25 protein-coding genes and 1 pseudogene are annotated in these 25,736 nt (G+C 70.0%); 19 read left to right on the forward strand and 7 right to left on the reverse strand.

From position 1 onward, the window contains the following. Positions 1-52: 52 nt before the first annotated feature. Positions 53-1,327 carry a dihydropteroate synthase gene (gene folP / locus NO900_RS09785; protein ID WP_256409042.1) on the reverse strand — a complete coding sequence of 425 codons (1,275 nt, stop codon included), beginning with the start codon at positions 1,325-1,327 and terminating at the stop codon, positions 53-55. A gap of 389 nt (positions 1,328-1,716) precedes the next feature. Between folP and NO900_RS09790 the strand changes: the two genes are divergently transcribed. Beyond that, on the forward strand, positions 1,717-3,111 hold the full coding sequence (locus NO900_RS09790) for a sensor histidine kinase (RefSeq protein ID WP_256409043.1): 1,395 nt from the start codon (positions 1,717-1,719) through the stop codon (positions 3,109-3,111). A gap of 31 nt (positions 3,112-3,142) precedes the next feature. Here the strand turns inward: NO900_RS09790 and NO900_RS09795 are convergent, their stop codons facing one another. Continuing rightward, positions 3,143-3,736 (reverse strand): DUF192 domain-containing protein, encoded by a 594-nt coding sequence (locus NO900_RS09795; protein ID WP_256409044.1) that lies wholly within the window; start codon positions 3,734-3,736, stop codon positions 3,143-3,145. Between the two features lie 146 nt (positions 3,737-3,882). Between NO900_RS09795 and NO900_RS09800 the strand changes: the two genes are divergently transcribed. Genes NO900_RS09800 through NO900_RS09815 form a run of 4 tightly spaced genes read left to right on the forward strand, consistent with a single transcriptional unit; the run spans position 3,883 to position 6,380 of the window. Continuing rightward, positions 3,883-4,476 carry a DUF8114 family protein gene (locus NO900_RS09800; RefSeq protein WP_256409045.1) on the forward strand — a complete coding sequence of 198 codons (594 nt, stop codon included), beginning with the start codon at positions 3,883-3,885 and terminating at the stop codon, positions 4,474-4,476. Next, positions 4,473-5,339 carry an RNA methyltransferase gene (locus NO900_RS09805; RefSeq protein WP_256409046.1) on the forward strand — a complete coding sequence of 289 codons (867 nt, stop codon included), beginning with the start codon at positions 4,473-4,475 and terminating at the stop codon, positions 5,337-5,339. The genes NO900_RS09800 and NO900_RS09805 overlap by 4 nt, the downstream gene beginning before the upstream one ends. A gap of 1 nt (position 5,340) precedes the next feature. Then, entirely contained in the window at positions 5,341-6,030 is a 690-nt protein-coding gene (locus NO900_RS09810; RefSeq protein WP_256409047.1) for an AzlC family ABC transporter permease, read from the forward strand. Beyond that, positions 6,027-6,380 (forward strand): AzlD domain-containing protein, encoded by a 354-nt coding sequence (locus NO900_RS09815; RefSeq protein WP_256409048.1) that lies wholly within the window; start codon positions 6,027-6,029, stop codon positions 6,378-6,380. The genes NO900_RS09810 and NO900_RS09815 overlap by 4 nt, the downstream gene beginning before the upstream one ends. 272 nt (positions 6,381-6,652) lie before the next feature. Here NO900_RS09815 and NO900_RS17695 read toward each other — a convergent pair. The 3 genes and pseudogenes from NO900_RS17695 to NO900_RS09830 all read right to left on the reverse strand — a co-directional run. Next, a pseudogene (locus tag NO900_RS17695) lies at positions 6,653-6,820 on the reverse strand (DUF8147 domain-containing protein); the annotation flags it as partial. A 62-nt stretch (positions 6,821-6,882) separates the two neighbouring features. Continuing rightward, complete coding sequence (locus tag NO900_RS09825; RefSeq protein WP_256409049.1) at positions 6,883-7,200, reverse strand: DUF8066 domain-containing protein; 318 nt, start codon at positions 7,198-7,200, stop codon at positions 6,883-6,885. A gap of 77 nt (positions 7,201-7,277) precedes the next feature. Continuing rightward, complete coding sequence (locus tag NO900_RS09830; RefSeq protein ID WP_256409266.1) at positions 7,278-9,209, reverse strand: aldehyde ferredoxin oxidoreductase family protein; 1,932 nt, start codon at positions 9,207-9,209, stop codon at positions 7,278-7,280. 288 nt (positions 9,210-9,497) lie between these two features. On the opposite strand from NO900_RS09830, the gene NO900_RS09835 reads away from it, so the two are divergent. From NO900_RS09835 to NO900_RS09845, 3 genes are all read left to right on the forward strand, one after another. Continuing rightward, positions 9,498-9,986 (forward strand): hypothetical protein, encoded by a 489-nt coding sequence (locus NO900_RS09835; RefSeq protein ID WP_256409267.1) that lies wholly within the window; start codon positions 9,498-9,500, stop codon positions 9,984-9,986. A 37-nt stretch (positions 9,987-10,023) separates the two neighbouring features. Further along, on the forward strand, positions 10,024-11,118 hold the full coding sequence (locus NO900_RS09840; RefSeq protein WP_256409050.1) for an archaeosine biosynthesis radical SAM protein RaSEA: 1,095 nt from the start codon (positions 10,024-10,026) through the stop codon (positions 11,116-11,118). Positions 11,119-11,290: 172 nt separating this feature from the next. Beyond that, on the forward strand, positions 11,291-11,494 hold the full coding sequence (locus NO900_RS09845; protein ID WP_256409051.1) for a DUF8106 domain-containing protein: 204 nt from the start codon (positions 11,291-11,293) through the stop codon (positions 11,492-11,494). 38 nt (positions 11,495-11,532) lie between these two features. On the opposite strand, the gene NO900_RS09850 is transcribed toward NO900_RS09845, so the two are convergent. Further along, on the reverse strand, positions 11,533-12,372 hold the full coding sequence (locus tag NO900_RS09850) for a 5-formyltetrahydrofolate cyclo-ligase (RefSeq protein ID WP_256409052.1): 840 nt from the start codon (positions 12,370-12,372) through the stop codon (positions 11,533-11,535). Positions 12,373-12,532: 160 nt separating this feature from the next. Between NO900_RS09850 and NO900_RS09855 the strand changes: the two genes are divergently transcribed. Together NO900_RS09855 and engB are read left to right on the forward strand one after the other, a co-directional pair. Beyond that, positions 12,533-13,249, forward strand: a complete 717-nt coding sequence (locus NO900_RS09855) for a DUF4013 domain-containing protein (RefSeq protein ID WP_256409053.1) — start codon at positions 12,533-12,535, stop codon at positions 13,247-13,249. A gap of 82 nt (positions 13,250-13,331) precedes the next feature. Beyond that, positions 13,332-13,952, forward strand: a complete 621-nt coding sequence (gene engB / locus NO900_RS09860) for a GTP-binding protein EngB (protein WP_256409054.1) — start codon at positions 13,332-13,334, stop codon at positions 13,950-13,952. Positions 13,953-14,379: 427 nt separating this feature from the next. Here engB and NO900_RS09865 read toward each other — a convergent pair whose 3' ends face one another. Continuing rightward, a complete protein-coding gene (locus NO900_RS09865) occupies positions 14,380-15,072 on the reverse strand; it encodes a hypothetical protein (RefSeq protein WP_256409055.1) in 693 nt (230 codons plus the stop codon). Between the two features lie 171 nt (positions 15,073-15,243). Between NO900_RS09865 and NO900_RS09870 the strand changes: the two genes are divergently transcribed. The 9 genes from NO900_RS09870 (at position 15,244) to NO900_RS09910 (ending at position 25,721) form a co-directional block, all read left to right on the forward strand. Further along, the gene (locus tag NO900_RS09870) at positions 15,244-15,825 is read left to right on the forward strand and encodes a biotin transporter BioY (RefSeq protein ID WP_256409056.1); all 582 of its coding nucleotides are present in this window, start codon (positions 15,244-15,246) and stop codon (positions 15,823-15,825) included. 78 nt (positions 15,826-15,903) lie between these two features. After that, positions 15,904-16,683 carry an energy-coupling factor ABC transporter ATP-binding protein gene (locus NO900_RS09875; RefSeq protein ID WP_256409057.1) on the forward strand — a complete coding sequence of 260 codons (780 nt, stop codon included), beginning with the start codon at positions 15,904-15,906 and terminating at the stop codon, positions 16,681-16,683. After that, on the forward strand, positions 16,680-17,393 hold the full coding sequence (locus tag NO900_RS09880; RefSeq protein WP_256409058.1) for an energy-coupling factor transporter transmembrane component T family protein: 714 nt from the start codon (positions 16,680-16,682) through the stop codon (positions 17,391-17,393). The genes NO900_RS09875 and NO900_RS09880 overlap by 4 nt, the downstream gene beginning before the upstream one ends. Before the next feature lie 101 nt (positions 17,394-17,494). Then, positions 17,495-19,687 carry a (Fe-S)-binding protein gene (locus NO900_RS09885; protein ID WP_256409059.1) on the forward strand — a complete coding sequence of 731 codons (2,193 nt, stop codon included), beginning with the start codon at positions 17,495-17,497 and terminating at the stop codon, positions 19,685-19,687. A 167-nt stretch (positions 19,688-19,854) separates the two neighbouring features. Continuing rightward, positions 19,855-20,892, forward strand: coding sequence for a PstS family phosphate ABC transporter substrate-binding protein (locus tag NO900_RS09890; RefSeq protein WP_256409060.1), 1,038 nt, complete (start codon positions 19,855-19,857; stop codon positions 20,890-20,892). A gap of 57 nt (positions 20,893-20,949) precedes the next feature. Further along, positions 20,950-21,924, forward strand: coding sequence for a phosphate ABC transporter permease subunit PstC (gene pstC, locus NO900_RS09895; RefSeq protein ID WP_256409061.1), 975 nt, complete (start codon positions 20,950-20,952; stop codon positions 21,922-21,924). Then, complete coding sequence (gene pstA, locus NO900_RS09900) at positions 21,924-23,690, forward strand: phosphate ABC transporter permease PstA (protein WP_256409062.1); 1,767 nt, start codon at positions 21,924-21,926, stop codon at positions 23,688-23,690. The genes pstC and pstA overlap by 1 nt, the downstream gene beginning before the upstream one ends. A 1-nt stretch (position 23,691) precedes the next feature. Further along, a complete protein-coding gene (gene pstB, locus NO900_RS09905; RefSeq protein WP_256409063.1) occupies positions 23,692-24,528 on the forward strand; it encodes a phosphate ABC transporter ATP-binding protein PstB in 837 nt (278 codons plus the stop codon). 140 nt (positions 24,529-24,668) lie between these two features. Next, the gene (locus tag NO900_RS09910; RefSeq protein ID WP_256409064.1) at positions 24,669-25,721 is read left to right on the forward strand and encodes a sodium:calcium antiporter; all 1,053 of its coding nucleotides are present in this window, start codon (positions 24,669-24,671) and stop codon (positions 25,719-25,721) included. Positions 25,722-25,736: the final 15 nt, after the last annotated feature.

Consider the following 25,736-nt stretch of genomic DNA (forward strand, 5'->3'; position numbering starts at 1 on the left):
CCCCTCCGGCGTCCGGTCGATCGGTTGTCTGCACGACGGCATAAACTTTCTCTTACTTCCCACCGGCGCCGATCGTTTCGAGCGCGGCGTCGAGCGGGTCGGAGACGCCGGAAACGGCCTCCGTGAGGGCTGAGAGCCCGGCGGGCGTACAGACGAGGAGCCCGGTCGCGCCGGCCCCTCCGGAGTCGGCGGTCGCTCCGGAACCGACGGACGCCTCGACCCCGTCGTCGCCGAGCGCCCCGCCGTCGGTCGCAGAGGGCGGACCGGCGGCCGCGTCGACCGCTCCCGCGAGGGCGAACGCGGTTCCGTCGACCCCCTCGGACCCCGCGGTCGCGGCCCTGAGCGCCCCGACCGCCGGCTCCGGCAGCCCGGTCAGCTCGTAGGTGCGAACGACCGCGGCGCCGGCGACGTCGCGGTCGGCGCCGAGCCGGTCGAGGTGGCGCTCCGCCTCCCGCGCGGTCGTCACGTCCAGTTCCTCGACGGCGACGTCGCCCGCGTCGCGGCCCGACCGGACGCGGTCGCGGGCGAGCTCCGCGCCGACGAGCGCGGCGTCGCGGGTCTCCGCCACGTCGTGGGTACGGACCACGTGGGCGCCGCGCTCGACCGCCATCGACGTGGCGGCCAGGGAGACGGGGAGCGCCTCCTCGGTGGTCCGCCCCGCGATCGTCTTGAGGAAGCTCTTGCGGTTGATCGAGACGAGCAGCGGGCGGCCGTACCCCCGGAACTCCCGGAGGCGGCGGAACGTCTCGCGGTCGTCGGCGTGGGTCTTCGCCTCGGACCAGCCGCCGAAGGCGGGGTCGAGGATCGTCTTGTCGGTGAACCCGTTCATCGAGAGCGCCTCGTAGATCTCGTCCACGTCCTCGATCGCGCCCGGACGCTCCAGGTCCGGCGGCGAGGCCATCTTCGAGACGGCCGCGTCGTGTTCGCGGCAGACGCGGGGCATCTCCGGGTCGGCGAACCCGCAGATGTCGTTGACCATGTCGAACCCCCGAGAGAGCGCCTCGTCCGCGACCTCGTGGTAGCGGGTCTCGATCGACCAGACGGCGTCGCCGGAGGTCGATTCGAGGGTCTCGATCGCGGTGTCGAGCCGGTCCAACTCCTGTTCGGCCGAGAGCACGTCGAGGTCCTTGTTCGCGGATTCGAGCCCCACGTCGACGACGTCGGCCCCCTCGCCGATCAGCTCCTCGTCGACGTACTCGGCGGCCTCGCCGGGGTCGTCGTACACGCTCGGGTCGTACGGCGACTCCCGGGAGACGTTGAGCACGCCCATGATCCGGGGCGGGTGGTCGTCGCCGATCCCGAGCCCCGCGGCGTCCACGTTTCGCATACGCTCACCACGGGCGCGAGCGACATAAACGGGGCGAGTACCCGACGCCCTCGCCGGGAATTTGACGGGAAACACGGAGTGAATCCACGCCGACATACGATTCGTTCGAACCACCAGCCGGTCGTGATCGCCGCGATACCGGTGGCACACAACCGGTGGTGCTGAAGTACCCGACTGGGTTCAGACACACGCACCTCTCCGGTGAACTCGACCGGAAAAGACTGAAAACCCGAAGAACGGTTGCAAGAGTCGCGCTGTCCGTATAGAACCCCGCGGTGAACTATCATTTCTGCTACTGACGGTATGACTGGCTCTAAGACCGATTTCACCGGAGCCGCACCGTTGAGTTCGGAAGTATTAGCTGTTCGGCGACCCATTGCTACATCAACATGAGTGAGGAATTGCATCGCAAGCTTGTCGAAGAATCTTCGGATATTGCGACGGTCATCGATTCAGACGGGACGATTACGTATGTCAGTCCCTCCGTCACTCGGACTCTCGGACACGAGCCGGAGGAGTTGGTCGGAGAGGTCGGCTACGAGTATCAACAGCCGGACGACCGTGAGGCCGTCGCCGACGCTATCGAAACCATTCAGACGAACCCCGACGAGACCCAGATAATCGAGACGCGGTTTCGGCGAGCCGACGGCTCGTGGTGTTGGATCGAGGCAACGCTGCAAAACCGGTTCGACGACCCGGATATCGGCGGGATTCTCGTGAATAGCCGCGACATCTCCCAGCGGAAACGCCAGGAGCAACAGTTCCAGGGGCTCGCCGAAGAGTACAGAACGCTCCTCGAGACCGTCCAGGACAGTATCTTCTTCCTCTCCGTTGACTCGGCGGAGACGGGGTACGTGTTTCGGTTCGAACGGCTGAACCGGGCCTACGAGGAACAGACCGGAATCACAACGGAAGAAGTCAAGGAGAAAACCCCGACCGACGTGTTCGGTAAAGACCTCGGGGCGGAGATCCGAGCGAACTACCGTCGCTGTGTCGGAGCCCGCGAACCGATCTCGTATGAAGAAGAGTTACCCGTCGAGACGGGCGCACGGTTCTGGCAGACGGTTCTCACACCGGTTGTTACGAACGGCGAGGTAACCCAGATCATCGGGATCACGCGGAACATCACCGAGCGCGTCAAGCAGGAACGACAGCTCCAGAGCCAGAAGGAACAGCTCGACGAGTTCGCGGGCGTAGTGTCCCACGATTTGCGAAATCCGCTCAATATCGCACAGGGGCGGGCAGCGCTGCTCACCAACGACTGCGATAGCGACCATCTCCCACCCATCGTCGGAGCGCTCGACCGGATGGAGGAGATCATCACTGATACGCTCACGCTCGCCAGAGAGGGTCAAGTCGTTTCGGACCCGGAACCGATAGATCTGACCAATATCGTCGGCACGTGTTGGAAAAACGTCCAGACAGGCGAGGCAACCATCGAAATCGAGGACGACGTCACGATTACCGGCGACCGGAGCCGACTCCAGCACGTCTTCGAGAATCTCTTTCGGAACGCAGTCGAACACGGCGGGGAAGACGTGATCGTTCGTGTCGGCCGGATCGATGACCGCGGGATCTACGTGGAAGATACCGGTCCGGGGATTCCCGAAGACGCTCGTGAGACTGTGTTTGACCCCGGGCATACCTCAGCGAGCGGCGGAACCGGGTTCGGATTAACCATCGTCAGACGGATCGCCGAGGCCCACGGCTGGCAGGTTGCGGTCGTCGATGGGACGGACGGGGGAGCCCGGTTCGAGTTCACTGATATTAGTTTCGGTCAGTGAGCGAGATACGCGTCCTGTGTTCCGTGCGGTATCACAGCTCGAACGCCAGCACGTCTCCCGCCTCGACGCCGTGGTCGTCGGTCCATTTATAAGGGACCTCGAGCACGTACCGGCCCGATCCGGGGTACTCCTGCTCGCTCCCGTCTTCGTTCGGCCCCGGTTCTGGCGCGTGGTGGATCCGGGTGATCGTCCCTTCGCTATCGGCGTAGACGATGTCGATTCCGAAGTCCATCTCGCGCATCACGAACGTGAGCGACTCGCGCTCCGCGGGGAAGACGAACAGCAACCCGGCGTCCTCGGGAAGTGTCTCGGCGTCGCTGAGCCCGAGAAAGCGCTGGTCACCGGTCTCGGCGATCGCCGCGGTCACCGTCCCGAGTCGGTCGCCGTCGGCGGTCCGGACCGCGACGGGAGTCGCGTCGTAGTCGGCGTATGGACCGGACGGCCACTCGGTCGCCCCTCCCGAGTCCTCGCCGTCATTGCCGTCGCCGTTCCTGTCGCCGTCGTCGCCGTTTCCTCCGCCATCGCCTGCTCGCCCGTCGCTCCCGGTCGGTCCGAGCCCGGCGCAGCCGGCGAGAGCGCCGATCGACCCGGCACCGACCGCGCGGAACAGCTCTCGTCGTCGCATCGCTAGGTCTACGACCCGCTCGCGTATATGCCCCGCGGAGGGCGTCTGCGTTCACGGCGACTCGACGAGAGCGACGGGCTCGTCGCGTCGGCGGCGCTCGTTCCGGGAAGGACGCGCTTTTATCCGCGCCTCGTCTAGGCGCTCGCATGGCGAAAGTGAGCGTCGGCCTCCGCGGATGGCGGTTCGACGAGGAGGAAATCTTCACCGACGACGGCGAGCTCAAGCCGCTCGACGAGATCCCCGAGGGGCCGCGGGAGCGGCTCTTTCGGCTCGTCTCGCTCGTCGAGGAGCCCTGCGACGTCTGTTACCTGGAGCACGGCGAAAGCGAGGTCCACCGCTGTAACCAGGCCGAGATCGTCTACGGCGAGCCCGAGGGGGAGGTGCTGGTCTGCCCCGAACACGAGCCCGACCTGATCTACTGGTACCGCGAGGAGGGCGGCAGCGAGCACGCCGGCAGCCTGGAGTTCGGCGACCGCTTCCACGAGTGGGTCGCGGCCGGCAACGAGGCCCCGGAGGGGTACGGCTCGGTCGAGCACGTCGAGGAGGACCCCGACGGGCTCCCGGACCTGCCGGACCAACAGGAGGTCCAGGAGCGCGTCGAGCAGGACTTCGAAGGCGACCGGATCGACATCCTCGAACTCGCCGGCGAGGGCGACGAGGGAGACGACGCGGACAACGAGCTGAGCGAAGACGACTTCGAGGCCGTCGACCTCTCGACCGACTACCCGTCGAACCGATGAGCGGCGACGACGAGAGCGAGAGCGTCGAGCGCGACGACGCGACTCCTGAGGGCGACGCGACTCCCGAGGGCGACGATCCCGCCTCGCCGACCCGCCGGAAGCCGGTCGTCGTCGTCGTGGAGCCGGAGACGCCCGGCAACGTCGGCACGATCGCCCGGGCGATGAAGAACTTCGGCCTATCCGACCTCAAGCTGGTCGACCCGCCGGCGCTGAGGGAGGACGGCGAGGCGTACGGCTTCGCCGGCCACGCCCGGGAGGACGTGCTCCCGAACGCCGAGGAGGTGACGTTCGACGAGGTGGTGGCGAACTACCACACCGTCGGCACCACCGCGATCACCGGCGAGGACGACCGAAGCCACGAGCGGTTCCCGTTCAAGACCCCCGCCGAGCTCCGCGAGTCGCTGAAGGCCGTCGACGCGCCGACCGCGATCGTGTTCGGCCGGGAGGGCCGCGGGCTCAACAACGAGGAGCTCTCGCGGCTCGACGAGGTCTGCTCGATCCCGGCGGACGACGACTACCCGGTCCTGAACCTCGGGCAGGCCGCGACCGTCCTCCTCTACGAGCTCCGCGAGCTCACCGTCGACGAGACGCAGCTCCCGGACACCGAGGTCACGCGGGCGCCCGAGGGCGACGTGGAGCGCTTCCACGGCTTCTTCCGCGACTTCCTCGAAGCGACCGGCCAGCGCGACCACCAGGTCGAGAAGAACGCGCTGCTGATGCGCCGGCTGCTCGGACGCGCGCATCCCACGGAGCGGGAGGTCCACTCCCTGTTGGGGACGTTCCGGAAGGCGAACGCCAAGCTGGAGCACGCGGAGCACCTGGCCGCCAAGTACGACGAGCCGGTCTACCCGCGGGAGCGATAGCGTGCGCGACTCCCCCCTCGACGGCGACCTCTGGGCCGGCGTCCGCGACGTGTCGCCGCTCATGCTCGGCATCGTCCCGTTCGCCTTGGTCGCCGGCATCGCCGCGGTCGACGCCGGCCTCGGGCTCGCGGAGGCGGTCGGGATGTCGGTGATCGTGTTCGCCGGCGCCTCCCAGCTGGCCGCGCTCGACCTGCTCGGGTCGAACGCGCCGCTCGCGGTCGTCGTCGGCACGGCGGTCGTGATCAACGTCCGGATGGTGATGTACTCGGCCTCCATCGCGCCGCACTTCGCCGACTACGGCCGCCGCCTCCGGGCCGGCCTCGCGTACGTACTCACCGACCAGGCGTACGCCCTCTCGGTCGCGGAGTTCGACGAGAACCCCGACCGGAGCCGGTGGCGCTACTACCTCGGCGCGGGGGCGTCGCTGTGGGTCGTCTGGCAGGTCGGGACCGTCGTCGGCGTCGTCGTCGGCGCCGGCGTCCCCGACGCGTGGGGGCTCACGTTCGCGGTGCCCCTCGTCTTCCTCGCGCTCCTCGTCCCCGCGATGAAGGACCGCCCGACCACCGCGGCCGGCGTCGCGGGCGGCGCGGTCGCGGTCGTCGCGGCCGGGCTCCCGCTGAACCTCGGCCTGCTCGTCGGGTCTGTCACCGGCATCGCCGTCGGCCTCGCGGCGGAGGTGAGCGAGGCGTGACGGGCGCACCCCCGGCCGCGGGCTCGCTCGGCGTCTGGCTCGCGATCCTCGTCATCGGCGCCGCGACGTACGGCTTCCGACTCTCCTTCATCCACCTGTTCGGACGGATCGACGAGGTGCCGCCTCGGATCGAGCGCCCCCTGCGCTACGTCCCGCCGGCGGTGCTCGCGGCGCTCGTCCTCCCCGACCTGGTGACGCTCGGTCCCTCGGTCGGCGCGACGCTTCTCGACGAGCGGCTGATCGCGGGCGCCGCGGCCGGCGTCGTCGCGTGGCGCACCGAGAACGTCTTCGCCACGATCGCGGTCGGGATGGGCGTGCTGTGGCTGTTCCGGTTCGTCGTCTTCGCGTGAGGCGCTCGGCTCGACCCGGCCCGCCCAACCCCGTTTGATCTAACCTTGCCCAGCCCCAACCTGCACGGCGCCCTCACTCGATCCGGTCCGGGTACCGCCGGGCCAGGAGCGCGACCGCGACCGCGCAGAGCCCGGCGAACGGCACCGCGGTCGCGACGCTCACGAGGTCGCGAGCCGGGGGCACGGAATACGAGACCGCGGCGGCGACGAGGACCGTAGCCGAACGCGGCGGTCCCGAGCAGCGCCGGCCGCGCCCGCGGCGACCGCCAGAGCGACGTCCGCGTCGCGGCCCCGGCGACGACCCCCGCCGCGATCCCGACCGGGAGGCCGACGAGCGCGGAGAAGGCGATCCGGGCCGAAAGCGCCTCGGTGAGGGCTCCGGCGACGACGAGGAACGTCGCGATGGCGACGCCGACCGCCGCCGGGAGACGAGCGTTCATGCGCGGCCGAACGACGGCTCGCCGCTTAAACTTCGCGCCGGGACCCGACCGCGAGCGACGGCCTACCGGTCGCGCTCGGCGACGCGGTCCGCGGACGATCCCTCGCGTTCGGCGGCGGCCCCGAACCCGGACTCCCTCTCGACCTCGCGCTCCCGGGCGTCGGCGATGCGCTGGGCCGCGTCGGCGAGCGCGTCCAGGGCGGCGAACGTGCGGTACGAGAGGTAGAGGCCGACCGGGAGCAGGACCCCGACGACGACCCCGAGCAGGAACTGCGCGACGATCAGGACGGAGTAGACGAACGTCAGGAGGGCCACGGTCGCGACGACCGTCCCGATACGGGTTCGGAGGGCCTCGGCCGGCGAGAGCGGGTCGTGCGCCATACGCGTCGCTACCGGCGTGAATCACTTAAAAATGAATGCGAGCGCCGGCCGAGCGTCCGCGCCCGCGACGCGGTCGCTCAGTCGTCGGCCGGGGCCGCGGAGTCGCCGGCGGAGACGCCGGTGCCGGGTCCGACGTCGATGCCGAGCTCGTCGAGCTTCTCGTCGGGCACGACGCCGTCGACCCAGCCGCGGGTCTCGTAGTACTCGGCCTTCATCTCGTCGAGCTCGACCAGTTCGCCCTCGCTGGCGCCCGTGCCGGGGATGGCGTCCGGGTGCCCCTCGATGAAGCGGTTCGGCAGCGTGTCGTCCGCGCCGTCGAAGCCGGCGAGGTTGTTGTAGTAGCGTTCGAGGTTGTAGACGCGCTCGCCGGCCTCGAACAGCTCGTCCTCGGTGACGTCGCGGCCGGTCACGCCGTTGTACTGGAGCACGTACTCCTCGATCCCCTCGGCGAAGGCGCTGAACTTGCAGATGTCGAACGAGTCCGACACCGCGTGCAGGTCCTGGAAGGTGGCGGTGAGCTCGCCCTTGCCCTCCCACTCGTACGGGTCGACCTTCTCCGGAATGCCGAGGATCTCGGCGGCGGGCGTGTAGCCGCGCAGGTGACAGGCGCCGCGGTTGGAGGTCGCGTACGCGATCCCCATCCCCTTCATGCAGCGCGGGTCGTAGGCGGCCATCGTCTGGCCCTTGACCGAGAGCTTGTTGCCGTGCGCGTCCTTCGCGTCGGCGACGCGCTCCGGCCCCTCCGCGAGGAGGTCGCCGAGGTCCGAGGAGCGGTGCCCGATCTCGTCGATGAGGTCGATCATCGCCTCGGAGTCGCCCCAGTCGATGTGGCCCACGTCGTCGAGCTTGCCCTCCTCGCTCATCTCCATCGCCATCGCCATCATGTTGCCGGCCTCGATGGTGTCGACGCCGAGGTCGTTACAGCGCTGGAGCAGCAGCGCGATCTCGTCGCGGTCGGAGTGGCCGGAGTTCGGGCCGAGCGCCCACGCGGACTCGTACTCGTACGACTCCGTGCGGACGTTCATGTCCTGGCCCTTGTGCGTGACGTTGACGTCGACCTCCTTCTTACACGCCACCGGACAGGAGTGGCACGTCGGCTCGTCGACGAGGATGTTCTCGCGGACGTTCTCGCCGGAGACGCGCTCGGCCTCGATGTCGACGCCCTCGGCGTCGTGGTACGCCTCGGTCGAGGTGTACTTCGCGTTCTTCGACGGGAGGCCGTCCATCTCCTCGGTCGCGTTCATCAGGACGTTCGTCCCGTACATCGAGAGCCCGCCCTCGTTGGGCGCGGTGACGTCGGACTCGCGGATGACCTCCATCGCCTGCTGGTACCCTTCCTGGAACGTCTCCGGGTCGGCGGGCTTCGGCATGTCGGTCCCCGACTTCACGACGACCGCCTTCACGTTCTTCGCGCCCATCACAGCGCCCGTGCCGCCCCGACCCGAGGCGCGGTCGTCCTCGTTGATGACGCAGGCGTAGCGGACGCCGTTCTCGCCGCCCTGCCCGATCGCCATCACGGAGAGGTCCCGGCCGACCTTCCCGTCGACCTCCTCGCCGATCTGGTCGACCGTGTCGTGGACGCCCTGACCCCAGAGGTGCGAGGCGTCGCGCACCTCGACCTCGCCGTCCTCGACGAGCAGGTAGACGGGCTCGTCGCTCTCGCCGTCGAGCAGGATCCCGTCGAGCCCGGCCCACTTGAGCCGCGCGCCGGACCAGCCGCCGTGGTGCGAGTCGGTGACGGTCCCCGTGAGCGGGGACTTCGTCACCAGCGCGATGCGGCCGCTCATCACGGTCTGGGTCCCGGTGAGGGGGCCCGTCATGAACGCCAGCCGGTTGTCCGGTCCCATCGGGTCCACGTCCGGGCCGGCGTCGAAGACGTACTTGACGCCCAGCCCGCGCGCGCCGATGTACTTCTTCGCGTCCTCGTCGTCGATACCGCGGTACTCGACCGCCTCGTCACCGAGGTCGACCTGTGCAACTCGGTCCCTGTAGCCGCCCATTTCAGTCATGTAATGCTCGTTCATTATAGAAGGACCGTAGCCTGTTAGGTGTTCACCTCCGGATGAAACCGATATCAATTACGTCGGGGTGGCTCAATCGCTGCCCTGGTATATAAACGACGACCGCGACCGGCGGGGAGAAAAATCGGGGACCGAAGCGAGATCGAACAGTTTTAGGCCGGCCGAAAACGAGAGTACTTCCGAGCGGTTTCGACCGGACGACGGGCCGGACCGACGGTGTCGGGTCGGACGCGACGCCGCCGGTCCGTGAGCGCTAACCCCGCGGGGCGCGAACCGGTGCGCGTGACCGGGACCGACGACGACCGCGCCGAACCCAGCGCCGGCCGGGCCGCCGTCGGGTTCGCGCTGGCGGTCCTCGTCGCGTCGACGCTCCCGGTGTCGTGGGCCGCGCGCGCCGTCGACGCGGTCGGTCGCGTCGTCGGTGCGGTCGGCGGGGGTGACGCGGTGGGGCGGGGCGACCCGCTCGGCGGGGGCGGCGGAACGCTCCCCGTCGATATCGGCCTCACCGACCCCTTCCACCTCGTCGGCTACGCGGTCCTCACCGTTCTCGCGAGCCGCGCGATCGGCCGGGGACGGCGGGGACTCCCCCTGGCCGCCGGGGCGGCCGTCGCGTTCGGGTTCGGGATCGAACTCGTCCAGGCGCCGATCCCGTGGCGGTCGTTCGCGTGGGGCGACGCCGCGGTCAACGCGGTCGGCGCGGGGCTGGGAGCCGCGGCGGTCGTCGCGGCCGCCGCGCTTCGAGAGATCGCCGGCGAGCCCCGATGACGACACGGCTTTACGCGCTCGACCGCTTCTTCCGGTAATGAGTAAGCCGAGCCCCGACGCGTACGAGCAGGGGCGCGGGATGGACGCGCACAACGCCGTGATGCGCGACATCCGCGCCGAGCGCTCGGAGACGTACGACCCGACGCAGCCGACCCGCGTCTGGATCGACGAGGACAACACGCCCGACGGCGTGGTGAACTCCCTCACGATCATCCTCAACACCGGCGGCTGTCGGTGGGCCCGCGCCGGCGGCTGCACGATGTGCGGCTACGTCGCCGAGTCGGTCGAGGGCGGCAGCGTGAGCCACGAGGCCCTCATGAACCAGATCGAGGTCTGTCTCGACCACGAGCGCGAGGAGGCGGACGCCCCCGCCGAGCTGATCAAGATCTACACCTCCGGCTCGTTCCTCGACGAGCGCGAGGTCCCCGCGGAGACCCGCCGGGCCATCGCCGAGACGTTCGTGGACCGAGACCGGATCGTCGTCGAGTCGCTGCCGGACTTCGTGAGCCGGGAGAAGATCGGCGACTTCGCCGATCACGGGATCGCGACCGACGTGGCGGTCGGGCTGGAGACGGCCACCGACCGGGTGCGGCACGACTGCGTGAACAAGTACTTCGACTTCGCCGACTTCGAGGACGCCTGCGCCGAGGCGGCCGCGGCCGACGCCGAGTTCGACGCGGCGGTGGGGATCAAGGCGTACCTCCTCATGAAGCCGCCCTTCCTCGCGGAGCCCGAGGCCGCCGCCGACATGGTCGACTCGATCCGGCGCTGCGCCGACGTCGACGGCTGCCACACCGTCTCGATGAACCCGACGAACGTCCAGCGCTACACGATGGTCGACGAGCTGTTCTTCGAGGGCGGCTACCGGCCGCCGTGGCTCTGGTCGGTCGCGCACGTCCTCGAAGCGACGGCCGACGTCGACGCCATCGTCGTCTCGGATCCCGTCGGACACGGCTCCGACCGCGGCGCGCACAACTGCGGCGAGTGCGACGACCGCGTCCAGACCGCGATCAAGGACTTCGACAAGCGCCAGGACCCGAGCGTCTTCGACCAGGTCTCCTGCGACTGCGAGGCGACGTGGGAACACGTGATGGCGGCGGAGACGAGCTACAACATGCCGCTGGCGCGGTAGGGGGCCGATCGATCCGGAACGACGGTGACAGAACCGATCAGTTCGATTCGAATCCCTGAAACGGTCGTTTTCTTTCGGCACGAATATCGACGCGCTTCCGGGTTATAATTCGGAATATACCGAACGATCAGGCCGGACAAGACCCATATACGTCGGGACGGTACGGATAGGTATGAACGCAGTCGCCAGCGGTCCCCGGTCGTCCCCCCGGAAGTCGGTCCTCTTCTGTGCGGAGTGCAGCTTCCAGAGCCCCGTCTCGGAGGGGTGGCTCGTCGTCAGCGACGGCGACGCGCGCACCATCGTCTGCCCCGAGTGCGGTCACGTCGCGGACCACCGCACGGAGCGGTCCGCGCCGTCGCCGAAGCGCGCGGACTGAGCGGTCCCCGGTCGACGTCCGACGGTCGGTCGTCCTTCCTACCCTCGCTCCGGTGCCCGCTCCGCGAGCACCGGGATCTCGTCCAGCCGCTCCGGGTCGAGCGCGGTCCAGTCGATCCCGCTCGGCCGGTCGTACGGCGTCTCGGTCCGGACCGTTCGCTCCGGCGTGACGATCAGGTCGAGCGGTACGTCGTGCGCGTCCGGTTCGGGACGGTCCGCGCCGTCCGCCACGGGAGAGTCCGGACCGTCGATCACGGACAGCTCGTGGACCGTGGTCGCGACCGTCGTGTCGGCGTCGCCGGACTGCGTCCGGCTTTCACCGGGCGACGCCCGGTCGCCCGAGGGACGCTGTCCCTCGCTGCCAGAGGCGCGCTGCGCCTCGCTGCCGACGGCGTCGAGCTCGCTGAGCACGCCCCACTCCAGGTCGCTGTACCCCTCGCCCTTCCCGATCCGGGCGCCGTCGGTCGTCACGCCGACGGAGCCGGCGACCACGAGGTCGACGCGGGGAACGTCCCCGGGTCCGACCGGCGTGCCGTACTCGGAGATGCCGGAGACCGTCGTCGCGTCGTCGATCTCCTCGGGCGGTATCTCGGCCGGATCGAGACGGAGGAAGGGGTCCGGGTCGCGGAGCCGCGGCTGCGCGACGTACACCGTCTTGCCGGCGCGGAGCGCGGCGCGCCTGACCGGGAGCTGGGGCGCGTCGGGGTTGCACTTGAGCGTCTCGGCGCCGGCCCACTCGTCGGTCGCGGTCAGTCGCTCGCACGCCGCGTCCGCGCCCGCGAAGTTCGGGATCCGGTCGTGCGGCGGGAACGGGAACCGCGCCTGGTCGCCCGCCTCGAAGGCGTCCCAGACGGCCTCGCGGACGGCCTGTTTGTCCATGCCGGACGGAGGGCGCGGGGCGACAAGTAGGCGACGGACGCGAGGTCGACGCGGATCGGCCCCGATCTCGACTGACGCGACGGTGCGTCGTCGGCGAGACGGCGGGCCGTCGGCGACCGTGTCGCCGTTTTTATATATCAGATCGGTGTTGGGTCGGGATATGATCGAAGACGGGCTGTCGTATCCGATGCGCGAGGACTGGGTCGGGCGGATCGTCATCGGCGGCGTCCTGGGGCTGCTCTCGGTGCTCGTGATCCCGACGTTCGCCGTCTTCGGCTACCTCGTCAGGGTGCTGGAGCGGACCGTGGCGGGCGACGACGTGCCGCCGGCGTTCGACGACTGGGGCGACCTGCTGGCGAAGGGCGCGGTCGGGGTGCTCATCGCGCTCGCGTACTCGATCGTTCCCCTCGTCGCGTACGGGATCGTCGTCTCGGTGGTCGTCGGGATCGGGTCCGGAGTCGGCGGCGATCTCGGCGCGCTGATCGGCCTCACCGGCGCGCTGCTCGCGGTGGCCTTCATCCCCGTGCTGTTCCTCATCTACTACGCGGTCCCGGCGGCGCTCACGGCGTACGCGGTCCGCGGCGAGGTGAGCGCGGCCTTCGACGTGAGGCTCCTCAAGCCGACGCTGTTCAGCGCGGAGTACCTCCTCGCCGTGGTGATGCCGCTCCTGATCTCGGTCGGCGTCTTCCTCGTCTCCGTCGTGCTCATCGTGACTATCGTCGGCGCGGTGTTGGTCCCGTTCGTCCAGTTCTACGGCCAGGTCGCCGTGTTCCGGATGTTCGGGTCGGCGTTCGCGGCCGTCAACGACCGCATCGAGGGGCCGGCGGGCCCGGAGGACCCGGAGGGTCGGGCCGACGACGGCGGCGCGGCGGTCTGACCGCGGCGACGTCGGCCTCGCAGTCCGGGGGCGACACGGCCACGACGCGCCTTTTAAACCGCTCAGTCGCCCATGGACGCCTATGTTCGAAGACCGGCCGGACCGCGACGCCGAGGTCGTCCTCGTGGGGCGCTCGAACGTCGGGAAGTCCACGCTGATGCGCGAGCTGACGGGCCACGACTTCTCGACCGGCGGGAAGCCGGGCGTCACCCGGCAGCCGAACCACTTCGACTGGGCCAGCGAGGGCTTCATGTTCACCGACCTGCCCGGGTTCGGCTTCATGTCCGGCGTCGAGGAGGCGCACCGCGAGCAGATCAAGACGGACATCGTCCATTACCTAGAGGCGAACGCCGACTCGATCCTGGCCGGCGTCGTCGTGATGGACGGGAAGGCCGCCGTCGACATCATCGACCGCCACGCCGAGCGCGGAAATCTCCCCCACGATATCGAGATGTACGGCTTCTTGGAGGACGTGGGCGTCGAACCGATCGTCGCCGTCAACAAGACCGACAAGATCGACGACCTCGACGAGCGCCTCGACGAGATCTGCGACCGCCTGGGGCTCTACCCGCCGTGGCAGCAGTGGTCGGACCGGATCGCGCCGATCTGTGCGAAGCGGGGCGATATCGAGGCGTTAGAGGAGTGCCTGCGAACGCGGTTCCACGAGCACAACCGCGACGACCTGCTGAAGTTCGTCTCGTAAGTCGTCGTGTCTAATCGCAGAGTTGGTTGCTCCGTGACTGCGATTGTCTGTTTGTAAATGGCCGACTGCGGATCGTCGGCGAACACCTCCAGAGCCCCAGCCGTGAGGGCGCCCCTTTGAGTCCCGCCCCGCACAGCGACCGCACCTCACGCCTCCCCAGCCTCGTGGGGGGGGGGGGGGGGGGGCCCCCCCCCCCCCCCCCCCGGGCCCCCCCCCCCCCCCCCCCCCCCACGCCCCCCCCCCGCGGGGGGGGGGGCCGGGGGGGGCCCCGCGCCGCGCCGGCCCGCCGCCTCCCTCGCGGGCGGGTCGCGTCCGGCGGACGCGACCCGGCGCGCCCATTCGTCGTTGGGACTCGTGAGCGTACGGTGGTGGTCGAGCGAGAGCGGGGAGGCGACGGACCGCGAAACCGGCTACAACGAGCGGCGATTTACAGGGAGACGTCCGTCTCGATATCCTCGGTCGCCTCTTTCAGGCCGTCCTCGCGGGCGGACTCGGCGTGGGTGCCCTCGATCTCGGCGTCGGTGAGGAGGTCGCGGAACTCGTCGCGGAAGCGGTCGTTCGCCCGCGTGGAGGTCAGGTCGACGCGGGCGACGCGGGCGTACTTCGCGACGACGTCGGGGTCAGTGCCAAGCGCCTCGGCGCAGTCGACGATGGAGCGTCCCTCGGCCGTGAGCGACTTCAGGGCGGCGTAGTCGAACTCGGCGTCGTCGACCTCGCGGTCGGCGTCGCGCACGAGGTGGAGGTCGAAGCGGGCGTCGCGCACGGTGTCGGGGTCGACGTCGACCGGTTCGGGAGCGTCGACCGGTTCGGAGCCGTCGCCGCCGACCTCGTCGGGCGCGCGGACCGCGTCGTCGCCCGCGGCGAGCGCGGCGGCGATCGCCGCGTCGTCGTCCAGCTCGAAGCGTCCGCGGGCGATCCGGGCGTAGGTCGCGTCGTCGAGGGGCGTCGAGAAGTCGTACCGCTCGCGCATCGCGGCGACCAGCTCGCGGACGCGCTCGGCGACGGCGGCCTCGTCGCGGTCGGTGAGGGTCCCGGGGGACTCCGCCTGCCGCTCGGTGACCGTGTCGGACCCGGTGGTCTCGACGAAGATGTCGCGGAGCTCGGCGGTCTTCTCGTCCATGGGCTCCCCCCTACGCGTTCCCGATAGAAAAGCCTCGCGTCCGATTTCGGCCGGCTCGGGCGCAGTCGCTCCGGATCGGCGACGGGAGGCGCGGCGGCCGGTGGACGCCGTCCGGCCGCGGGCGCGTCGTCAACCAGTATCTTCAAGTTGGTTTACGAGCCTGTCACGGACATGGCAACCAACACGGAGTCGGTGGATCTCGTCGGCGACGAGGCCGCGACGAACCTCGCCCGCGCGGCGCTGTTCGCCGCGCTCGTCGGCGCGTTCGCGTACGTCTCCTTCCCGTTCCCGGTGTCGCCCGCGCCGGTCACGCTACAGGTCCTCGGCGTCTTCCTCGCCGGGATATTCCTCGGTCCCGTCTGGGGCGGCGCGGCGCTCGTCCTGTACCTCGCCGCCGGCGCGCTCGGCGCGCCGGTGTTCGCGGGCGGCTCCGCGGGCTTCGGAGAGCTCGTGGGCGGGACCGCCGGCTACCTCTGGTCCTACCCCATCGCGGCCGCGCTCGTCGGCGCGATCGTCCACCGCGGCGGCGACATCCGCGACCTCGACGGCGTCTCCGTCCCGGTCCTGGTGGGCGCGATGGCCGTCGGCACGGCCGTCGTCTACGCGATGGGCGTCGCCGGCCTCTACCTGGTGCTGGAGCTCACCCCCGCCGAGGCGTTCGTCCAGGGCGCGGCCGTGTTCCTCCCCGCGGAGGCCGCGAAGATCGCCGCCGCGGTCGGGATCGTGCGCTCGGACGCGATCGCGGCCGCGTGAGGCGACGCCGTGAGCGATTCCGAGGTGACCGCGTGAGCCTTCCCGAGGTGGCGCCGTGACCGACCCGGAGGCGACGCCGTGATCGACGTCGACGGCGTCACGTGTCGGTACGGCGGGACGGGCGCCGGGGAGCGCGACGGGGGCGGGGTAGTCGCCGTCGACGACGTCTCCCTCTCGGTCCCCGACGGCGAGTTCCTGGTCGTCGCGGGCGCGAACGGCTCCGGGAAGACGACGCTGGTCCGGACGTTTAACGGGCTCGTCGAGCCGGACTCGGGGTCGGTCTCGGTCAACGGGACCCCCGTCGGCGACGACCTCGTCGCCGCCCGGACCGCGGTCGGCATGGTGTTCCAAGAGCCCCGCGACCAGTTCGTCGCGGCCACCGTCGGCGCCGACGTCGCGTTCGGCCCGGAGAACCTCGGGCTCTCGCACGCCGAGATCGACCGCCGGGTCGGGGCCGCGCTCGACGCCGTGAACATGGGCGGGCGCGGGGACGACCGGATCGCGTCGCTGTCGGGCGGCGAGCGCGAGCGCGTCGCGATCGCCGGCGCGCTGGCGATGGAGCCGGACCACCTCGTCCTCGACGAGCCGTTCACCGGGCTCGACGAGCCGGCCCGGCGGTCGGTCGTGGACGGCCTGCGAGAGCGCCACCGCGCGGGGACGGGCGTCGTCGTCGTCACCCACGACCTCCGCGACGTGCTCGGGCTCGCCGATCGCGTGGTGGGGCTGTCGGACGGCCGGATCGCGGTCGACGCGCCCCCGGACGCGGCCGTCGCTGACCTCCCGGGACTCGACGTGCGGGTCCCAGAAGGCGCGCTCACGGACCGCGGCGGTGACCACGTCCCGGCCTCCGACCCGTGACCCTCTCGTACGCCCCCGGCGACTCGCTCGCCCACCGGCTCGACCCGCGGTCGAAGCTCCTCGTGCAGGTCGGGTTCGCGGCCGCGGCCTTCGCGCACACGACGCCCCGCGGGCTCGCGGCGCTGACGGTCCTCGCCGCGGGCTGCCTGCGGGCGGCCGGCGGCGGCCCCCGCGACCTGTGGGCGTACCGGGTCGCGCTCCCGTTCCTCCTCGTCGCCCCGGTCGTGGCGGGCGCGACGGTCGGCGACCCCTGGTTCCGCCTCGACCGCGCGGCCGACACGGCGCTGGCGAGCTACCGGGTCCTCCTGGTGCTCGTCGTCGCCGCCGCCTACGTGCGGTCGACGCCGGTCCGCGACTCCCGGGCGGCGGTCCAGTACGCGGTCCCCGGCAGGCCCGGGCGGCTGCTCGCGGCCGGCGTCGCGCTCGTGTTCCGGTTCCTCCCGCTGCTGAAGCGCGACCTGCTGACCGCGCGCGACGCCATGCGGGCGCGCCTGGGCGACGAGCTACCGGTGCGGGACAGGATGCGGATCGTCGCCGTCGCGGGGATCGACCGCGCGTTCGGCCGCGCCGACCGGCTGGGAACCGCCCTCGCGGCCCGGTGTTTCGCGTGGAACCCGACGCTCCCGCGGCTGGCGTTCGGCCGGGGGGACGCCGTCGCGCTGGCGGTCGGAGTCGGCCTGCTCGCGGCCGCGCTGACCGGCGTGATCTGACGGGGACCCCGCGATCGATCGGGGCCAGAGACCGGGCCCGGAGACCGGACCGATCCCGCGCCGTGGCAAGTTTTAACCGGACCGTATCCGGCTAACCTACCATGACGCCCCTGCAGGCGGCCACCCGGGAGACGTTCTGGACGATCGGTCCGGTCGGGAAGGCCGCGTTCTACTGGCTCGCCGCGGTCGCGATCCTCGTGTTCCTGTACGGGGTGTACGCTCGGTTCGCGGCGTACGCCCGCGGGAGCGCGGACCCTCGCGACCGGCTGTCGGACCTGCCCTCTCGGACGGTCGCGGCGACGAGGACGGTGCTCTCGAACGAGAACCAGTTCGACGGCGACGCGTACACCGGCGTGATGCATACGTTCGTCCTCTGGGGGTTCCTCACCCTGCTCGTCGCGACGACGATCCTCGGGTTCGACATCGACGTCTACCGCCCGATCGCGGGCGAGTCGTTCTGGGTGGGCGACTTCTACCTCGCCTACCAGTTCGTCGTCGACGCGTTCGGCCTGCTGTTCGTCGTCGGCGTCGGGATGGCGATGGTCCGCCGCTACCGGAACCGCGAGGGGCGGCTGTGGGGGAGACACACCTCGCTGGAGGACGACGCGTTCGTCTGGACCCTCTTCGCGCTCGGCGTCGGCGGCTTCGTCGTGCAGGCGCTCGGCATCGTCGGCCAGCCCGCGCGCGCCGACGAGACGGTGAGCTTCGTCGGGATGGCGATGGCCGCGGGGTTCGAGGCCGCGGGGCTGACCCCAGCCGGCGCCGAGGCGGTCTACGGCGTCGTCTGGTGGAGCCACGCGCTGCTGGCGTTCGCGTTCATCGCCTGGATCCCGTACGCGAAGCCGTTCCACATGATCTCCTCGTTCGCGAACGTCGTCGCCCGCGACGAGAAGGCCGGCGCGCGGCTCCCGAACGTCCCCGCCGACCTCGACCACACCAACGCCGAGTCGCTCGACGACTTCACCTGGAAGGAGCTCATGGACGGCGACGCCTGTACCAAGTGCGGCCGCTGCACCGACGCCTGCCCGGCCGACACCGTCGGCCGGAACCTCGACCCGCGAGACGTGATCTTAGACCTGAAGGCGTACCGCGAGTCCGTGACCGACGACCCGGTCGCGGGGAGCGGCGGCGGTCCGGTCGCGACTGACGGCGGCGTGGCCGGCTCCGCCGCCGTCAACGACGGAGGAACCGTCCCCATCGTCGCCGACGAGGGCGGGGTCATCGACGCCGAATCGATGGAGTCGTGTATGTCCTGTATGGCCTGCATGGACGCCTGTCCGGTCGACATCGAGCACCTCACCTCGTTCACGAAGATGAACCGCCAGCTCGTCGACGAGGGGGCGGTTGACTCGAACCTCCAAGACGTGTTCCAAGACGTCATGGGGAAGGGGAACACCTTCGGCGAGTCCCAGGCGAACCGCGGCGACTGGGCGGACGACCTCGACGACGTCGAGGTCCCGGACGCCCGCGAGCGGGAGGTGGAGTACCTCTGGTACGTCGGCGACTACCCGAGCTTCGACGACCGCAACAAGAAGGTCGCCCGCGCGCTCGCCCGGCTGTTCGACGAGGCCGACGTGTCGTTCGGCATCCTCTTCGACGACGAGAAGACGGACGGCAACGACATTCGGCGGATCGGCGAGGAGTTCCTCTACCTCGAACTCGCCGGCCACCACGTCGAGACGTTCGCGGACTGCGAGTTCGAGAGCATCGTCTGTACGGACCCGCACTCGTACAACACCATCAAAAACGAGTACCCCGAGGTCGACTTCGCGGCGTTCGCCGACGACCCGATGATGCCGTTCGACCGCGAGGAGCCGTGGAACCCGGAGGGCGAGGTCGACGTGTTCCACTGGACGCAGGTGGTCGAGGAGCTGGTCGACGAGGGGCGGCTCGGCCTGTCGGGCGACGAGCTCGACTACACTGTCACCTACCACGACCCCTGCCACCTCGGCCGGTACAACGACGAGTACGAGGCGCCCCGCGAGCTGATTCGCGCGACCGGCGCCGACCTCCACGAGATGCCGCGCTCCCGGGACGACTCGTTCTGCTGCGGCGGCGGGGGCGGCGGGCTCTGGACCGAACACGACGAGGCGGTCAAACCGAGCGAGGAGCGCCTCCGCGAGGCGGTGGAGGACACCGACGCCGGCGACGCGGTCGAGAAGTTCGTCGTCGCCTGTCCGATGTGCACGACGATGTTCGAGGACGGCCGGAAGACGGGCGACTTCGAGGACGACGTGGAGATCGTCGACGTCGCGGAGCTCCTGATCGAGGCGGTGGCGGCCGGGAGAGCGTAACGGAGGCGTGGGGCGTTCCGGTTCGCGTCCGCGCTCGGTCCCCGACGAGCACTCGCGGGGAGCTCGCCGACCGATCTATATAGCGTATATAGCGCACCCGAGCGGTACCCCTCGGACCGTACCCATCATAGCATACTACTTAACCGAAACTCGCCGATCGACTGGTAATGGCATCCAGCCACGACACGGACGCGACGGGGATCACGCGGCGGCAATCGCTCGCGGCGCTCGGCGGGGCGGGCGCGCTGGCGCTCGCCGGCTGTACGCAGAGCGGCGGTGACGGCGGCTCCGGAGACGGCTCCGACGGCGGCTCCGGGGACGGCGCCGACGGTGGGAGCGGGGAGCTCTCCGGCCCGATCAACATCGCGGGGTCGAGCACGGTGTTCCCGCTGATGAGCGCGGTCATGGAGGACTTCGCCGAGATGCACCCGGGCGTCGACCCCGACATCAGCTCGACGGGGTCCGGCGGCGGCTTCTCGAACTTCTTCTGTACGGGCGACACGGATTTCAACAACGCCAGCCGCCCGATTCAGCCCGAGGAGGAGGAGCTGTGCGAGGAGAACGGCGTCGAGTACGTGGAGCTGATCGCGGCGACCGACGCGGTCACGGTCGTCGTCAACCCCGAGGCCGACTGGGTCGACTCGCTCACGACCGACGAGCTCGCGCAGATCTGGCGGTCCGACCCCGCACAGACCTGGGACGAGGTCCGCGACGAGTTCCCCAACGAGGAGATCGAGCGGTTCGGCGCCGCCGACACCTCCGGCACGTACGACTACTTCATCGAGGCGATCCTCGGCGAGGAGGGCCACACCAGCGACTACCAGGCGACCGAGCAGGACAACACGATCGCGCAGGGCGTCGCCGGCAGCGAGTACGCGATCGGCTACTTCGGCTTCGCGTACTACTTCCAGAACCCCGACCAGCTGAAGGCGCTCGGGATCGACGACGGGGACGGCCCGGTCGAGCCGAGCCTCGAAACGGCCTCCTCGGGCGAGTACACGCCCCTCTCGCGGCCGCTGTTCACGTACCCGTCGATCTCCTCGCTCGCCGAGGAGCACATCGCGGAGTTCGCCCGCTACTTCGTCGAGCAGACGACCAACGAGGAGCTCGTCGCGGGCGACGTCGGCTACGTCCCCGCCACCGAGGAGACGCAGGAGGAGCAGATGGGGAAGCTCGAAGACGCGATCGAGCGGGCCCAGGGGTAGCGCCCCCGGAATGAACCGGTGTATTGATTTACGACAGCGTTCGATACCTCACCGTTCGTGACTGACAGCACAGAGAGTCCCGACCTGTCCCGGCGGGGCGGGCTCACACGACTGAAGGAGGGAACCTACGGCGGGCTGTTCGCGGCGTGCGCGGCGATCACCCTGCTCACGACCGTCGCGATCTTCGTCACGCTCCTGTCGGACGCGGTGGTGTTCTTCCGGTCGATCCCCGTCGCCGAGTTCCTCACCGGCACCAACTGGAGCCCGAACCCGGCCGGCGGGGGGCAGGCGTTCGGCATCATCCCGCTGCTGATCGGGACGATCACCGTGACGGTCACCGCGGCGTTCATCTCGATCCCGATCGGGACGCTCACCGCGATCTACCTCAGCGAGTACGCGACCCCGAACGCCCGGTCGATCCTGAAGCCGCTGTTGGAGATCCTGGCCGGCATCCCGACCGTCGTCTACGGCTACTTCGCGCTGGTGTACGTCACCCCGGCACTGAAGGCGACGCTGTTCCCCGAGATGAGCACGTTCAACGCGCTCTCGGCGTCGATCATGGTCGGGATCATGACGATCCCGATGGTGTCGTCGATCTCCGAGGACGCCATGAGCGCGGTGCCGGACCAGCTCCGACAGGCCGGCTACGGGCTCGGCGCGACCAAGTTCGAGGTGTCGACCGGGATCGTCGTTCCGGCGTCGATCTCCGGGATCGCCTCCTCGTACATCCTCGCCGTCTCCCGCGCCGTCGGCGAGACGATGATCGTCGTCGTCGCGATGGGCGCGCAGGCGCGGATGCCGGAGGTCCAGCGGGCGCTGTTCGGGATCCCGTTCGTCGACCCCGCCGACATCCTGTTGGAGTCCGGGATGACCATCACCGTCGCGATGGTCCAGATCACCGGGGGCGACCTCACCGGCGGCACGCTCCCGTACAACTCCATGTTCGCGCTCGGTCTCGCGCTGTTCGCGGTCACCCTCGTCATGAACGTGATAAGCGACATCATCGCGGAACGCTACCGGGAGGAGTACTGATGGCGACCGAGAACCCGAACGCCGACGGCTTCGGCGAGGTCAGCCGGGTCAGGGGGATCGCCTTCGAGTACCTCTCGTTCGGCGCGAGCGTGTTCGGCCTCGTCGCGCTCGGCGTCCTCTTGGTGTACGTCGCGATCGACGCCTTCGACCTGGCGAACGCCAGCCCCGAGTGGCTGCTGACGTACTTCCTCACGCTGGTCGTCCCGTTCCTCGCGTTCTGCCTGTTCAGCGCGAGCGACCCCGACGTCACCCGGCGCTCGCTCGGCGCGCTCGGCGGCGGCCTCGTCGCCGTCGCGGTGCTTTTCACCGCGGTCGAGGCGCTCGTCGCCCCGATCCCGCGACTCAACTGGCAGCTCGCGTACCTCTTCGTCGTCGCCGGGCCCGTCGCGGCGTACCTCGCGTACGTCGGGAGCCGCGGCCGCGTCGGCGCGGTCGGCTTCGGGCTCCTCGGGCGGCTGATCGGCGGCGTCGCGATCGGGCTCGCGGTCGGCACCCTGTTCCTGGTGCTCGACCCGCTCGTGTGGTTCCTCGCGTACACGCTCGGGATCCTGCCGGCCGTCGGGCTGTACGCGCTCGGGCGGGGTCGGTCGTCGTCGCGCGCGCAGACCGCGGCGGCGCCGGTCGGGCTCGTCGGGCTGGTCGCCGCGGTGTTCCTCCGCGGCGTGGTCCCGGTGTTCCCGTCGGACCTCGTCATCTACCTCTGGACGATCGCGGTCCCGGTCGCGGCCGCGGGGGCGTTCCTCGTCGCCGACCGTCGGGGCCGGACCGCCGCGGCGGTCGCCGGCGGCGTTCCGCTCGCCGTCGCGACCGCCGGCGGGTTCCTGGCCGCGGGCGCCGGGCTGCCGGCCCCCACGGTCCTCCTCGTGCTCGTCCTGACTGGCGTGCCGACCGCGGTCTACGTCTCCCGCGTGGTCGACAGCGGGGAGGGCCTCGTCGGGCTGGGGCTCCCGCTGCTGCTCGCCGCGGGCGTGGTCGCCGGAGCGCTGATCGTCGAGGCGTGGGGCGTCCCGGCGCCCGACCCGTGGCTCGACCCGTCGTACCTCACGGAGGCGCCCTCCCGAACGCCGACCGAGGCGGGGCTCTACCCGGCCATCGTCGGCTCCGTCATCATCATCGCGATGGTCGCGGTGCTGTCGTTCGCGCTCGGCGTCGGCACCTCCGTATTCCTGGAGGAGTACACGCCGGAGAGCGGGCCGCTCGGTACCCTGACGCGGATCCTGCAGGTCAACGTCGCGAACCTCGCGGCGGTGCCGTCGGTCGTCTACGGCCTCCTCGGCCTCGGGCTGTTCGCGAACCTCCTCGGCCTCGGGATCGGGACGGCGGTGACCGCGGCGCTGACGCTGTCGCTGCTCATCCTGCCGATCACGATCATCTCGGCACAGGAGGCGATCCGGTCGGTGCCGGACGACCTCCGGCGGGGCTCGGACGCCATGGGCGCGACGCGCTGGCAGACGACGAAGAACGTGGTGCTGCCCGAGGCGATGCCGGGGATCCTCACCGGGACGATCCTCGCGCTCGGGCGGGCCATCGGCGAGACCGCGCCGCTCATCATGATCGGCGCGGCGACGACGGTGTTCAGGGCGCCGGACAGCCTCTTCAGCCGGTTCAGCGCGATGCCGATGCAGATCTACACGTGGGCCGGCTTCCCGCAGGCCGACTTCCGGTACGGCGTCGTCGCCGCGGGCGTCATCACGCTGCTGATCATCCTCGTCGGCATGAACGGGACGGCGATACTGCTGCGGAACCGCGCGGAGCGGGGGAGCTAACATGAGTAACACGACATCAGACGACTCGCTGATCACGACGGAGGTACAGGCGGAAACGGACGACGGACGGGCGCCGCTCGCCGACGCCGGCACCGCGGTGGCGGCGCGGAACCTCGACGTCTACTACGGCGACGAGCAGGCGATCGACGACGTGACGATGGAGATCCCCGAGAAGCGCGTCACCGCGCTGATCGGGCCGTCGGGCTGCGGCAAGTCGACGTTCCTCCGGTGTATCAACCGGATGAACGACATGATCGAGATCTGCCGCGTCGAGGGCGACGTCGAGTTCGGCGGCAAGAACGTGTACGACGACGACGTCGACCCGGTCGCCTTACGCCGGAAGATCGGGATGGTGTTCCAGAAGCCGAACCCCTTCCCGAAGTCGATCCGGGACAACGTCGCGTACGGCCTGAAGATCCAGGGGTACGAGGGCGACGTCGACGAGCGCGTCGAGGAGTCGCTGAAGGGCGCCGCGCTGTGGGACGAGGTGAAAGACCAGCTCGACTCCTCGGGGCTCGAACTGTCGGGCGGGCAACAGCAGCGGCTCTGTATCGCCCGCGCCATCGCGCCCGACCCGGAGGTCATCCTGATGGACGAGCCGACCTCGGCGCTCGACCCCGTCGCGGCCTCGAAGATCGAGGACCTCATCGACGACCTCGCGGAGGAGTACACCGTCATCATCGTCACGCACAACATGCAGCAGGCGGCCCGCATCTCCGACCGGACCGCGGTGTTCCTCACCGGCGGCGAGCTGGTCGAGTACGACGACACCACCAAGATCTTCGAGGATCCGGAAGAGCAGCGCGTCGAGGACTACATCACGGGGAAGTTCGGGTAGGCGCCCCGCGTCGCCCGCCGCTCGCTCCGCGGCGAGCGGTCCGGACCGTTCGACGGCGGGCGGTGCGGACCGGCGCGTGAGGGGCGGGCCGGAGCGCCCGCTTCCGGAACCACTAATCGGTTCCGCGCGCATCCTCCACCGTGACGTTACTCGGGGAGCTCATCGGCGATCAGTCGCTGTTCGTCTGGATCCCGATCGGCGTCGTCGGGTTCCTCCTGACCTGGAAGGGCGCGAACGTCGTCGAGTCGACGACGTCGAAGATCAGCGACCACTTCGGCGTCTCGCAGGCGATCCAGGGCGGGCTGATCGTCGCGGCCGCGACCTCGTTCCCCGAGCTCGCGATCATCGTGATCTCCGTGCTGGTCCTCGGCGAGTTCGGCGTCGGCGCCGGCGCGCTCATCGGCACCGCGGTGTTCAACATCTTGGTCATCCCCGCGGCCGTCGCCGTCACGAGCGGCGACACCACGACGACGCAGGGGATCGTCTACCGCGACGCCATCTTCTACATGGTCGCCGTCCTCGCGCTCTTCGGCGTGATCGCCCTGGGCGTCCTCGGCACCGACGGGCGGGAGCTCGCGCGGATCACGCCGCAGATGGGCGTCGGACTGCTGGTGCTGTACGGCGTGTACGTCATCCTGCTCGTCGGCGGGAAGAGCGGCGCGTCGGCGCGCAAGAAGGCCGAGTCGACGAACGTCCCGAAGCAGGTCGGGCTGTTCGCGGCCGGGCTGGCCGTCGTGCTCGTCGGCGTCGAGTCGATGATCGGGATGACGCTCGAAGCCTCCGAGGCGCTGGGCGCGCCGCCGTTCCTGATGTCCGTCACCGTGCTGTCGGTGATGAGCTCGTTCCCGGACCTCCTCGTCGGCGTGAAGATGGGCAAGGCCGGCGACAAGCGGGCCGCGGTCGCCAACGTCTTCGGGACGAACACGTTCAACCTCGTCGCCGCGCTGCCAATCGGCGTCATCCTCGCCGGCGGCGTCTCGATCGGGTTCCTCACCTCGGTCCCCCTCATGCTGTTCCTGTTTTACACCACCCTCGTCGTCGTGGTGATGGCCGCGACGGACTTCGAGATCACCACCGAGGAGGGGTACGCCTTCCTCGCGATGTACGCGGCCTTCCTCGGCTGGATGACGACCGAGGCGCTCGGGATCACCACCCTGTTGACCGAGTCGACGCTCCGGACGATCGTCGGGTGAGCCGGCGGTGACTCG

The sequence above is a fragment of the Halorubrum rutilum genome (genome assembly GCF_024494565.1).